The organism is Massilia timonae (genome assembly GCF_001866515.1).
Classification (GTDB): domain Bacteria; phylum Pseudomonadota; class Gammaproteobacteria; order Burkholderiales; family Burkholderiaceae_D; genus Telluria; species Telluria timonae.
This window is the reverse complement of the sequence record NZ_JRYB01000001.1, coordinates 1,274,080-1,286,340: the sequence shown is the minus strand read 5'-3', so window position 1 is coordinate 1,286,340 and position 12,261 is coordinate 1,274,080. Positions and strand designations below refer to the sequence as shown.

Here is a 12,261-nt window from a genome sequence, read left to right as displayed (position 1 = left end):
AGGATGAAATCCCTGAATCAGGAACAAGCAAAACGTATCACCGATCGCGTGCTGTCGCTGTCGAAAGCCGACGAGTGCACGGTGGGGATCGAAGGCAGCCGCGTCGGCAACGTGCGCTTCGCGCGCAACAGCGTGTCGACCGCCGGCCTGACCGAAGACATGCAGCTGGTCGTGCGCGTGGCCTTCGGCAAGCGCAGCGGCACCGCCGTGATCAACGAATTCGACGACAAGTCGCTGGAAAAAGCCGTGCGCCGCGCCGAGGAACTGGCGAAGCTGGCGCCCGAAAATCCGGAATTCATGCCCGCCATCGCCAAGCAGGAATACCGCTCCACCACCACCTTCGTGCCCAAGACCGCGGCGATCGACCCGGACTTCCGGGCCGAGGTGGCGGCCACCTGCATCGAGCTGGCGCGCAAGAACAAGCTGGTCACCGCCGGCTTCTTCACCGACAGCACCCGTTTCTCGACCATCGCCAACTCGAACGGCGTGTTCGGCCACCAGGACTTCACCGACCTGTCGTTCAGCCTCACCGCGCGCACCGAAGACGGCCGCGGTTCCGGCTGGGTGACCCGCTCGGCGGTCGACGCCGCGCGCTTCGACGCGCGTGAGGCGGCCGAGATCGCGATCGAGAAGGCGCTGCGTTCGGTCGAGGCGCGCGCGCTGGAACCGGGCCGCTACACCGTGATCCTGGAGCCGGCGGCGACCTCGGAAATCCTCGGCAATATGTTCGGCGCCTTCGACGCGCGTTCGGCCGACGAGGGCCGCAGCTTCCTGTCGAAGGCCGGCGGCAAGAACCGCCTGGGCGACAAGCTGTTCGACAGCCAGGTGAACATCTGGGCCGACCCGTGGGACAAGGACGTGCCGGTCGCGCCATGGGACAACGAATCGCTGCTGGCGCGTGAACGCACCGAGCTGGTCAAGGATGGCCGCGTCGCCTCGCTCGACTACTCGCGCTACTGGGCGCAGAAGACCGGCAAGCGCGCCACCGCGGGCCACGGCAATATGATCATGGCCGGCGGCACCAAGTCGCTGGAAGAGCTGATCGAAGGCACCAAGAAGGGCATCGTGGTCACCCGCACCTGGTATATCCGCATGGTCGATCCGCAGTCGCTGCTGCTCACGGGCCTGACCCGCGACGGCACCTTCTACGTCGAGAACGGCAAGATCAAGTACCCGCTCAAGAACTTCCGCTTCAACGAGAGCCCGGTCACGATCCTGAACAATATCGACGAGCTGGGCAAGCCGCAGATCATCGGCGGCGACGAAGTGCCGTTCCAGATGGTGCTGCCGCCGATGAAGGTGCGCGACTTCAACTTCACCTCGCTGTCCGACGCGGTCTGACGGTTGCGAATGTAAATGGCGAGTTACGACTTCTACTTCACGCGCCTGATGTATGAATCGGGCAACTGGGACGTAGATATCCGCATGCCCAGCAACGTGCTGAACTCCCTGGTGGAGTACACCACGTTGCAGGTGGATACGACCGAGCGCATGGTGGCCCTGTCGGATCCGAAGATGCTGCAGGCGCCGTTCTGCTACCTGGCCGGCCACAAGCTGGTGCAGTTCACCCCGGCGGAACGGAGCAATTTCGAGAAGTACGTGCGCGGCGGCGGCTTCGTCTTCGTGGACGATTGCAACCACGACATCGACGGCCTGTTCGCCAAGTCGTTCGAGGCCGAGATGGCGAAGATCTTCGGGCTGCATGCGCTCAAGAAGATCCCGAACAACCATCCGCTGTACTCGTGCTTCTTCAAGTTCGAGGACGGGCCGCCGACGACGTCGATGGAACTCAATGGCTGGGGCGACGACCTGGTCCACGAGTACCTGAAGGCGATCGAGATCGGGGGGCGCGTGCGCGTGCTGTACTCGAACAAGGACTATGGCTGCGAATGGGATTACGACTTCCGCAACAAGCGTTTCCTCGCGGTCGACAACACCCGCTTCGCGGTGAACATCATTCAATATGCGTTGGGAGCATGACCAGTGTCGCAACAAGATGCAGTAGCGTGGAATGAACAGGATATCGCCGCCCTGACGGCGAAAGTGGGCGCACTGAAGGCCAGCATGGCGCGCGTGATCATCGGCCAGGAAGAGGTGGTCGAACTGCTCGTCACCTGCCTGCTGGCGGGCGGCCACGCGCTGGTCGAAGGCGTGCCGGGGCTGGGCAAGACCCTGCTCGTCAAATCGCTGGCGCAAGCCACCGACATGCAGTTCCGCCGCGTGCAGTTCACGCCCGACCTGATGCCGTCGGATATCGTCGGCACCGAGATCCTGGAGGAAGACGCGAGCACCCGCCAGCGCGTGTTCCGCTTCCAGCCCGGTCCGGTGTTCACCCAGGTGCTGCTGGCCGACGAGATCAACCGCGCCCCGCCCAAGACCCAGTCGGCGCTGCTGGAGGCGATGCAGGAGCGTTCGGTGACCTTCGCCGGCCAGACCCACAAGCTGCCGCGTCCCTTCTTCGTGCTGGCCACGCAGAACCCGATCGAGCAGGCCGGCACCTATCCGCTGCCCGAGGCCCAGCTCGACCGCTTCCTGCTGCGCATCGACGTGGTCTATCCGACCGAGGACGAAGAAGTGCTGATGGTCTCGCGCACCACCCATGCCGGCCTGCAGGATGCGGAGCCGGTGATGGACGTCGAGACCCTGCTGCGCCTGCAGCAGCTGGTGCGCGACATCGAGATCGGCGACCACCTGGTGCGCTATGCGACGCGCCTGGTGCGCGCCACCCGTCCGAGCGAGACCACGGTCGACGCGGTGAAAAAACACATCGGCTGGGGCGCCGGCCCACGCGCCGGCCAGGCGCTGGTGCTGGCCTCCAAGGCGCGCGCCCTGATGCAGGGCCGCCTGGCCGTGACCCGCGACGACATCGGGGCCATGCTGCTGCCGGTGCTGGCGCACCGTGTGCTGCGCAACTTCGAGGCCGAGGCCGACGGCATCGCCATCGCCGACGTGCTGCAGGCGCTGCAGAGCGAGATCAAGGTTCCGTAACGGGCGTTCGCTGCATGTCGTTAGCCAATACCGCGCTGATCGCGCACACGAAAAAGCTCGACCTCGTGATCCGCCACGTGCTGGCGGGCCTGGGCCATGGCATCCACGCCGGGCGCGAACGCGGGGCGGGCGTCGAGTTCTCGGAATACCGCGCCTACGTGCCCGGCGACGAGTGGCGCCGCGTCGACTGGAAGCTGGCCGCGCGCGCCGACCGCTACTTCGTGCGCGAGGCCGAGCGCGACAGCCACGTGGCGGTCTGGCTGGTGCTCGACGCCAGCGCCTCGATGGCCGAACCGAGCCGCAGCGTCCCGGGCCTCGACAAGCTGGCCTACGCGCGCATGCTGCTCGGCTGCGTCGCCGCGATCGCGCAGCGCCAGGGCGACGCCTTCGGCCTGGTGGTGCTCGGTGGCGGCAAGGTGGCGTTCACGCCGGCCCTGCGCGGACCGCGCCACTTGCAGCGCGTGTTGTCCCAGCTCCAGCGCGCCGAGCCCGATGGCGACCTGCCGGATGCCGCGACCCTGAAGGCGAGCCTGCACTTCGCCCAGTCGCCGAGCGCGATCTATGCGGCCAGCGACCTGCTCGATTGGCCGTCGCCGCTGTCGGTCGCCCTGATTCGCCTGCGCCAGATGCGCCACGACGTGCGTGTGCTGGGATTGCAGACGCAGGCCGAGGTCGACGCCAGCTTTTCCAGCGACCTGGCCTACCGCGATCCGGAACGCGAAGAGGGCGTGTTCCGCTTCGGCGCCGACCTGAAGGAAGGCTACCGCCGCAACCGCGAAGCCCACTTCGATACCCTCACGGCGCAGTGCCGCAAGAACGATATGCCGCTGACCCTGGCCGCGATCGAGCAGTCGCCGATCGAGGTGCTGCGGCGCTGGCTGCGACGTCCGGGAAGGTAACCCATGAATGCACTCTGGTGGCTCGCGCTGCCTGTTCTCATTTTGCCGATCTGGTGGCACCGCAAGAAGCGCGTGCAGAACCAGGCGGCGCCAATGGCGACCGCGCGCTTCCTGCCGCGCACCGAGCCGCGCCAGACACGGGTCTGGCGCTGGAGCAACCCGCTATTGCTGCTGGTGCGCTGCCTGCTGCTGCTGGCGCTCATCGCCTGGCTGGCCGACCCGGTCTATCCGTGGCGCGGCGATACGGTCGTGGTGACGCAAGGCGCCGACCCCGCATGGGTCGAGCGCGAAGCGACGCAAGCCGGCCTGGCGAACGCCGAGCGCGTGACGCTGCCCGCCGCGCAGGCCCTGGGCTGGGTGCACACGCACGAGCGCGAGTGGCGATCGGACGCGCGGCTGCTGGTGCTGGGCGACGTGCCGATGCCGGCCGCCAGGCCGGCGTTCGGCCGTGCGGTCGAGGTGCGTGCCCAGGCCGCCACGCCCGCCAGGGTCGAGCGCCACGTCCACATCGCCAGCGAGCGCGCCGCCGAGTGGCGCCGCATGTTCATCGCGCAGGGCGGGCCAGAGAAAATCGTCATCGACGACACGCCGGGCGCCGCGACGTCGCTGATCGTCTGGGACCGCGCCGCAGCCCCGCCAGCCTCGCTGCGCGCGTCGTTGTGGTGGGTGACGAACCCGTCCGCCTTCCCCGAACTGGCCAAGGCGCCTGCGCTGGACGGCCTGCGCTACGCCGACAGCGCGCGCGGCCGCCTGTGGCATCATGCCGACTGGCCGCCGCAAGATCCGGACGCCGCCCGCGCGCTGCTCGACGACTGGCAGCAGCTGCACGTCGGCCCGCGTCCATTCATGATGGCGTCGCAGGCATTCACGGCGAGCGGCGCCGCCGATGCGCCGGAACCGGGCGGCGCGCTGCGCGGCGTCCTGCTGGCCGTCCTGGCCGCACTCTTCGTACTGGAAAGGAGTCTCACGCATGCACGGAGGCGTTGAGATCACCAAACGGGTATGGCGCGCAGCCCAGCTGCGCCGCCTGCCGCTGTGGATAGGCGGCGCGCTGCCATGGCTGGCGATTCCCTCGGGACCGGGCCTGCTGGCCTGGGCTGGCTGGTGCGCGCTGGACTGGGTCAAGCTGCGCCGCCGCGTCACCTTCGAGTGGACCGCCTGGCTGGACGGCGCCGTGCCCGAGATGGAGGACAGCGCGGCCCTGCTCGAGCAGGCCGATTCGCCGATCGCCCGCCTGCAGCAGCAGCGCCTGTTCGACCGCCTGGACGCCGTCATTTCGCCGGCCCAGCTGCGCCGGATCGTCGCGCGCCATGTGTCGAGCGGTTATCCGATCATCCTGGTCAGCGCCGTGCTGGCGGGGATGGTGTGGTATGCCACCACCAGGCCGTCCGATGGCGCGGCCCCTGTGGCGCCGAGCCCGGTCGGCAGCGCGACCGCGGCCACGCTGGCCCAACTCACCATCAAGCTGGCGCCGCCGGCCTATACCGGCATCAAGGCATCCGAATCGGCGCCGCGCGACCTGCAGGCGCCCGAGCAGACCGTGGTCAGCTGGTGCCTGAAGGACGGCACGGCAGGCGACAACAGGATCGAACTGGGCAACGGCCAGGTGCTCGAGCCGGGCAAGGAGTGCGCGCGCTGGACCGCCACCGAGTCGGTGGTGTGGCGCTGGCGCGGCCAGCGCCACACGCTGCGAGTCATCCCCGACCAGCCGCCCGAGATCACGATCGCTGCGCCGACCCAGATGATCCAGGACCTGCGCGAGAACGCGACCGGCACTGCGATGGCGATCCGGATCCGCGACGACTACGCGATCCGGCGCGCCACCCTGCACATGACGCTGGCGCGCGGCAGCGGCGAGAACGTCAAGTTCACCGACCGCGAGATGCCGCTGCCGGCATCCAGCGATCCGAAGCGGCGCGACTGGTCGAAGCAATGGTCGCTCGCCGAGCTGGAAATGGAGCCGGGCGACGAGCTGTATTTCTTCGTGCGCGCGACCGACAACGCCGGCCGTCCCCAGACCGTGCAGTCGCCCACCTACACCGTGCGCCGGCCGGCACCGGAACAGGAGGCAGAAGAAGAGAGCGCGGCGATGCCGTCGCTGGTCAAGCCGGCGTCGCTGCGCAGCCAGCGCCAGATCATCATCGACACCGAACAACTCATCGCCGACATGCGCGGGACGAAGATCGCGGCCGACGAGGTACGCGACCGCAGCGAACGCATCGCCAACGACCAGGCGCAGCTGCGCCGGCGCTATGGCCAGTTCCTGGGCGAGGAGTCGACGCTGTTCGCCGACAACGCCGGTTCCGGCACCGGCGGCGCGCAAAAGCAGGACGAGCATGACGATCACGAAGGCCATGAGCACGGCCCCGGCGAGCATCCGCACGAGGAAGGCCACGGCCACGACCACGGCAGCCCGAACACCCGCAAAAGCGCCATCGTGAACCAGACCCAGCACATCCTCGAAACCTATGGCCACGCCCACGACGAGGCCGAGAACGCGACCATGTACGACGAGGGCACCAAGAAGGTGCTGCGCCGCGCGCTGGTCGCGATGTGGGACGCCGAGAAGTCGCTGCGCGCGATCGCGCCAAAAACCGCCTTGCCGCCCGAGCACAAGGCCCTGGAAGCGATCAAGGAGTTGCAGCAGGCCGAACGCATCTACCTGCACAAGACCGCCTTCACCCCGCCGCCGATCAAGGAAGAAAAACGCATGACCGGCGAGATGGCCGGCGCCGCCAGTTACCGCCGCGAACAGGCGGCGCAAGCGTCGCCGCTGCCGGAGGAACTGCGCGCGCTGGTGGCCTCCCTGTCAGGCGAGGCCGCGCTGCCTGCGCTGTGGATGCGCACCGCCAACGACTGGGTGCGTACGCGCCTGAAGGACGACGAACAGCGCCTGGCCGCCCAGCGCGCGATCCAGGACGTGGCCGACGGCTGCATCGCCTGCCGTCCGGTGCTGCGCGCCTGGCTGCGCACCGGCGCCGGCGAGGGCCAGGTGCTGCTGCAGGCCAGCAGCAAGGTCGAGACGCCGTTCGCACGCCACTGGCGCGAGGCGGGCGCGCCATGAACCAGACCCTGCTCATCGGCCTCATCGCCCTGGCCGGCGTCGTCAGCGCCGTGCTCTACCTGCGCCGCCGCCAGTGGCTGGACGCGCTGCTGGTCGTCGTCGCGGCCACTGCCCTGGGCCTGTTCGCGGCCGACCTGCGCGTGCCCGGAGAGGCCGGCCGCACGCTCGCCGTCGACCCGGCCGCGCCGCCGCTGTCGTTGCTACCCTCGCTCCAGGGCGTGAACGCGTTGCGTCTCGAAGGCGACGGCCTGCGCGCCGCCGCATGGAACGACCTGCCGGCCCTGCCGCTCGCCTGGCAGGCGCCGAAGGGCGGCGCGCTGCGCCTCGACTTCCCGAGCCAGCTGGCCCTGGGCCGCCTGTTCACCCTCAAGGTCGAGCGCGAAGACAAAAGTGAAGCGCGCCTGGAACTGCTGGCCGAGAACGGCCAGCCGATCGCGCAGGCGCGCGGCGCGGGCAATCTGACCGTCGAGTGGATGCCGCCGGTGGCCGAGCGCGTCGTCCTCAAGGCGCGCCTGCTGGACGCGAAGGACAAGGTGATCGCCGAAGGTCCGGTGCCGTTCACCGTGCACGAGCCGGTCCAGTTGCAGGTCGTGGGCCGCTTCGGCGCGCCGTCGTTCGACCTGCGCGTGCTCAACGACCTGCTGGCCGGCAGCGGCGCGCTGCTCGACTGGCAGGTCACGCTGGGGCGCGACATCACCCGCCTTGAACAGCCGCGCGAAGAGATGACGGCGCCTAACCTGATGGTGATCGATGCCGCCCGCTTCGAGCGCATGGGTGGCGGCGAACGTGCCGCGTTGCTCGAGCGCGTGGCCGCCGGCATGCCGCTCCTGGTGCTGGGCGGGAATGCGAACGATCCGGGCGTCTGGTCGCGCACCCTGCAATTGCCGCTGCGCGTGCAGCCGCTGGGCGGCAAGCTGGAGGCCCCGTTGGAGATGCCGCTGGCGCCGATGCTGCCGACGGCGCGCGAGGCCGGCCCCTGGCTCGGCGCGGATGACATGGTCTGGACCCGCGACTGGAAAAAGGGCCGCATCGCCTGGCTGGGCGTGAGCGAATGGCACCGCCACGCGATCGCCGAACCGCGCAAGCTGGCGCTCTGGTGGCAGGGTGTGCTCGACCGCGTCGGCGTCGAGCGCCGCCAGGAGACCGAATGGCTGGCTGGCGCCGAGATGCCGCTGCCCGGACAGCGCCTGGAAGTCTGCGCCCGTGGCGTCGAGGGCGAGGTCGCGTTCCCCGAACTGAAGCAGGCCTTGCGCTGGCAAGCCCGCGCCGATCGCGCCGACGCTTCCTGCGTCGCGCTGTGGCCGCAGAAGTCCGGCTGGCTGCAGATCGCGGACCGCAAGGCGGGCGCGCATGCCGTCTACGTGTATGCGGAAAACGACTGGCCGCAGTGGCAAGCGATGCAAAAACGCGACGCCACGGCGCGTTACGCCGCCCGCTCGCCGCTTGGCGCCCAGGAAGGGCCGACTCGCCCGATGCCGGCCTGGCCGTTCGCCCTGGCCTTCGCCTCCGCGATGCTGCTGCTATGGTGGCGCGAACGCAGGTAGCGGCAGGTGCGTGGCCGTACGGATCTCCGTAACGCAGTGCTCCATCATGTGCACTCGAACGGGAGAAAAGTATGAATCAAGCAGCACAGGTCGGCGAACGCGGCGCGGCGCCCGAACCGCCGCGCCAGGATTCGCGCAAGGTAATCTACGCGGCCATCGTGGCCAATCTTGGGATTGCCATCGCCAAGTTCATCGTAGCGGGCGTCACCGGCAGCGCCGCGATGGTCGCCGAGGGCATCCACTCCGCAGTGGATACCGGCAACGAGCTGCTTCTGCTGCTGGGCGAACGCCGCAGCGCGCGCAAGCCCGACCGCAAGCATCCTTTCGGCTACGGAAAAACCCTGTACTTCTGGGCGCTGATCGTCGCGTTGTCGGTGTTTTCGCTGGGCGGCGGGCTGTCGATCTACCACGGCGTCGCGGCGCTGCAGGATCCGCCGCCACTGGAGGACCCGCTATGGAACTATGTGGTCCTGGGCGCGGCCGCCCTGTTCGAGGGCTATAGCTGGAATGTGTCGCGCAAGGCGCTCAACGCGAAGCGCGGTCCCGGCATGACGCTGTGGCAAACGGTCCGCGCCAGCAAGGACGCCTCGGTATTCACTGTATTCATCGAGGATTCGGCCGCGCTGCTGGGCATCGCGATCGCTGCCGCCGGCATCGCTGTCGGCCATTATTTGGACAATCCCTACGCCGACCCGGTGGCGTCGATCCTGATCGGGCTGTTGCTGGTGGGGGCGGCCGTCACGCTGGCGCGCGAGACCGGCGGCCTGCTGGTGGGGGAGGGCATCGACGGCGCGCAACTGGAGTCGTTGCGCGCGCTGTTCCTGCGCGAGCCGGCGCTCGAGAGCGTGGAAAGCCTGCGCACCATGCAGCTGGGCCCTGAGGAGGTGCTGCTCGCAGCTTCCGTGAAATTCCGCCGTGGGCTGCAGATCGGTGAAGTGGAGCAGGCGATCGCCCGCATCGAAACGGCGATCGGCGCCGCTAATCCGGTGGTCCGCCATGTGTATTTCGAGGCGTCTGGACTGCGCTCGGCACTGCGCTGAGCCGAGCGCGCCAGTCTCAGAACGTATAGTCCGCCTTCACATACGCCGAGCGCCCGTTCATCCCGAACGGGCAGGTCTCCCAGCAGTGCGTGAAGCCCATCTGCGGGAAAGGCGCCGCGCGTTCGGGGTCCCAGCGCGTCGGATAGGTGTCGAACAGGTTGTTCACGCCCGCCGACAGGCTGAGGTTCTTGTTGAAGGCATAGCGGCCGGTCAGGTCGACGATCCACTTCGCCTCCCAGATCTGCACGAACGGCGCCGTGAACCCTTGCCCCTGCACCTCGCCGAAGTAGTTGGCGCGCGCCGTCACGTTCCACGGTCCGGTGGTGTAGTCGGCCGACACCACGTGGTGCTTGCGCGGCTGGCCGCGTTCGATCAGCGTCACCTGGGCGTCGTCGAACAGCTGGGCGCCGGTGAGCACCGGCGACTGCGAGTGACGGTCGTCGACCTCGGTCTTGTTGAAGCCCAGCTGTCCCGACAGCACCAGGGTCGAGCCTTGGCTGCGGATGGTCTGCTGCGCCACCAGGTCGAAGCCGGTGGTGGTGGTGTCGATCGCATTGGTGAAGAACTGGGCCTGGCCCACGCGCAGCGGATCGAGGATGTTGCGGATCGGGCAGGCGGCCGGCGTCGGGCAGGGGCCGGACTCCGGCGCGATATTGCTGGAAAAGACGATGCGGTCGTCGATTTTGGTGCGGTAGACGTCGGCGGTGAGCGAGAAGCCCTGGCTCGGGCGCAGGATCATGCCGATGCTGGCGCTCTTCGAGGTTTCTTCCTGCAGCGGCGCGATGCCGAAGGCGCGCGTCACGGCGCTGTCTTCGCGCGCGGTCAGGGTCTCGGTCAGCACGCCGGCGGCGTTCAGGTTGGTCGAGACCGAGCTGTAGAACTTCTGCTGCACGCCCGGCGCCCGGAAGCCGGTCGAGGCGCTGCCGCGGATCCCGACCGTGCGGCTCGGGTCCCAGCGCAGGCTCAGTTTGCCGATGGTGGTGTTGCCGAAGTCCGAGTAGCGTTCGTGGCGCGCCGCGGCGCCGAGCGTGACGCTGGCGCCGAACTTACGCTCGAGGTCCAGGTAGTAGGCGGTGTTGTGGCGGCCCTCGTCGACCGCGGTGCTCGGGGTGTAGCCGGGGAAGCCCTGGATGCCCGAGGCGGCGATGCCGCCGTTCTGGTCGCGGATGATGATGGCCGGATTGTTGTTGCGGCCATACTGGTACGAGACCGGGTCGCCGGCCTCGATTTCGTAGTTGTCGCGCCGCCATTCGAAGCCGGCGGCAACGAACAGCTCGCCGCCCAGCACATTCACCGGCCCCTTGAAATCGAGGTTGAAGGTGGTCTGCTCGAACTTGAGCGTGCCGGTGTCGGCCGACGTCGGCGATTCGCCGTTCTCGTACCAGTAGCTGACATTGACCGAGTTCCGCTCGTGGAACTTGAGCTGGCTGCGGCCGTGGTTGACGCTGACGTCGGCGTTCCAGCCGTTGGGCAGGTCGTGGCGGTAGCCAACGGCGAGCGAAGCGTCCTGCACGGTGGTCACGATATTCGGCAGGAAGCCGTTCGGATAGAGCTCGGGCACGTTGCGCGAATCCTCGGCCGGGCGGAAGAAGCCGCCCGAATCGCCCTTGCGCTTGGAGGCGCCGCCGAAGGCATACAGTTCGCCGCCGGCGGTCGGGATCGCTGAGTTCATCCACAGATAGTAGTCCTTGGCGTTGCTGTCGCCCAGGCGCTGGGTCACGCGCGGCGGGTCGACACGCAGGGTGTCCGGGCCGGCGCGATTGGTTTCGTCGCGCTTCCTGGCCTCGACCGACAGGTTCAGGTAGCCGCCGTCGGCTCCCAGCGCGAAGCCGCGGTTGGCGCTGGCCGAATAGGTGTCGCCATCGCCTTCGTCGGTGGTGCCGGCGCTGGCGCTCAAAGTGCCGTTGCCGGCGCCCTTCTTGAGGATGATGTTGATCACGCCCGCGATCGCGTCCGAGCCGTACTGCGCCGCCGCGCCGTCGCGCAGCACCTCGATCGACTGGATCGCCGACAGCGGGATCGCATTGATGTCGGTGCCGGCCGAACCGCGGCCGATGGTCTGCTGCACGTTGACCAGGGCTTGCTGGTGACGGCGCTTGCCGTTGATGAGCACCAGCAGCTGGTCAGGGCCCAGGCCGCGCAGGGTGGCGGGACGGATGATGTCGGTGCCGTCGCTCACGAAGGTGCTGGTGAAGTTGAACGAGGGGTCGAGGTCTTGCAGCACCTTGCCCAGTTCGAGCGTGCCGGCGGACTGGATGTCCTTGCTGTTGATGAGGCCCACCGGAACCGCGGTGTCGAGTGCGGTCTTGGCCTGGGTGCGCGAGCCGAGCACCACGACCTGCGACATATTGCTGTCCGTCTCCTGGGCGCTGGCCGGCGCCAGCGCCGCCATCAGTGCCGACGCCAGCAGGGCGCGTTGCGGCAGTGTTTTCTTGTTCAACTTCTTGGTCATCCTCTTCCCCCTGCATTGAGTTTTGTCATGTCATCCGCCTGTCCGGATGTCATTTGATGTTAGCAATGGGGCATGTCGCTACACCACGAAGTTATTGAAATAAGTAAATACGAAGGTAAATAGGCAGGGTGGCCGTCGCGCAAAAGAGACGCGCCCTCACACTTCACGACATTTTCATGAGTGTCGGGTAATGCATTGAGAATAAAGAAATTTTTTGGTAAGAAATGTTGCTGCAGAGAGTTTGCTGGATTGTTACGTTCTCTAACAAGATTTC

Annotated in this window: 9 protein-coding genes; 8 read left to right on the top strand and 1 reads right to left on the bottom strand. The window is 67.8% G+C overall.

Annotation, left to right across the window (positions count from 1 at the left end):
- Nucleotides 1–3: 3 nt before the first annotated feature.
- The 8 genes from LO55_RS05665 to LO55_RS05630 all read left to right on the top strand — a co-directional run bounded on the left by LO55_RS05665 (nt 4) and on the right by LO55_RS05630 (nt 9,535).
- The gene (locus LO55_RS05665; protein ID WP_071360754.1) at nt 4–1,341 is read left to right on the top strand and encodes a TldD/PmbA family protein; all 1,338 of its coding nucleotides are present in this window, start codon (nt 4–6) and stop codon (nt 1,339–1,341) included.
- A gap of 15 nt (nt 1,342–1,356) precedes the next feature.
- Nucleotides 1,357–1,980: a DUF4159 domain-containing protein gene (locus tag LO55_RS05660; protein WP_071360753.1), complete on the top strand. Its 624-nt coding sequence runs from the start codon at nt 1,357–1,359 to the stop codon at nt 1,978–1,980.
- A 3-nt stretch (nt 1,981–1,983) separates the two neighbouring features.
- Entirely contained in the window at nt 1,984–2,988 is a 1,005-nt protein-coding gene (locus LO55_RS05655; RefSeq protein WP_005663556.1) for an AAA family ATPase, read from the top strand.
- 14 nt (nt 2,989–3,002) lie between these two features.
- Nucleotides 3,003–3,887: a DUF58 domain-containing protein gene (locus LO55_RS05650; protein WP_071360752.1), complete on the top strand. Its 885-nt coding sequence runs from the start codon at nt 3,003–3,005 to the stop codon at nt 3,885–3,887.
- Nucleotides 3,888–3,890: 3 nt separating this feature from the next.
- On the top strand, nt 3,891–4,874 hold the full coding sequence (locus tag LO55_RS05645; RefSeq protein WP_071360751.1) for a BatA domain-containing protein: 984 nt from the start codon (nt 3,891–3,893) through the stop codon (nt 4,872–4,874).
- Nucleotides 4,858–6,951: a hypothetical protein gene (locus LO55_RS05640; RefSeq protein ID WP_071360750.1), complete on the top strand. Its 2,094-nt coding sequence runs from the start codon at nt 4,858–4,860 to the stop codon at nt 6,949–6,951. The genes LO55_RS05645 and LO55_RS05640 overlap by 17 nt, the downstream gene beginning before the upstream one ends.
- Nucleotides 6,948–8,495, top strand: a complete 1,548-nt coding sequence (locus tag LO55_RS05635) for a hypothetical protein (protein WP_071360749.1) — start codon at nt 6,948–6,950, stop codon at nt 8,493–8,495. Before LO55_RS05640 ends, LO55_RS05635 begins: the two co-directional genes overlap by 4 nt.
- Nucleotides 8,496–8,566: 71 nt before the next feature.
- Nucleotides 8,567–9,535, top strand: a complete 969-nt coding sequence (locus tag LO55_RS05630) for a cation diffusion facilitator family transporter (protein ID WP_071360748.1) — start codon at nt 8,567–8,569, stop codon at nt 9,533–9,535.
- Nucleotides 9,536–9,551: 16 nt separating this feature from the next.
- On the opposite strand, the gene LO55_RS05625 is transcribed toward LO55_RS05630, so the two are convergent.
- The gene (locus tag LO55_RS05625) at nt 9,552–11,987 is read right to left on the bottom strand and encodes a TonB-dependent receptor plug domain-containing protein (RefSeq protein WP_071360747.1); all 2,436 of its coding nucleotides are present in this window, start codon (nt 11,985–11,987) and stop codon (nt 9,552–9,554) included.
- Nucleotides 11,988–12,261: the final 274 nt, after the last annotated feature.

Coding starts and splice junctions, on each gene's coding strand:
- LO55_RS05625 (WP_071360747.1), bottom strand. CDS start 11,987: ATGACCAAGAAGTTGAACAAGAAAACACTGCCGCAACGCGCCCTGCTG.
- LO55_RS05640 (WP_071360750.1), top strand. CDS start 4,858: ATGCACGGAGGCGTTGAGATCACCAAACGGGTATGGCGCGCAGCCCAG.
- LO55_RS05645 (WP_071360751.1), top strand. CDS start 3,891: ATGAATGCACTCTGGTGGCTCGCGCTGCCTGTTCTCATTTTGCCGATC.
- LO55_RS05660 (WP_071360753.1), top strand. CDS start 1,357: ATGGCGAGTTACGACTTCTACTTCACGCGCCTGATGTATGAATCGGGC.
- LO55_RS05630 (WP_071360748.1), top strand. CDS start 8,567: ATGAATCAAGCAGCACAGGTCGGCGAACGCGGCGCGGCGCCCGAACCG.
- LO55_RS05635 (WP_071360749.1), top strand. CDS start 6,948: ATGAACCAGACCCTGCTCATCGGCCTCATCGCCCTGGCCGGCGTCGTC.
- LO55_RS05665 (WP_071360754.1), top strand. CDS start 4: ATGAAATCCCTGAATCAGGAACAAGCAAAACGTATCACCGATCGCGTG.
- LO55_RS05650 (WP_071360752.1), top strand. CDS start 3,003: ATGTCGTTAGCCAATACCGCGCTGATCGCGCACACGAAAAAGCTCGAC.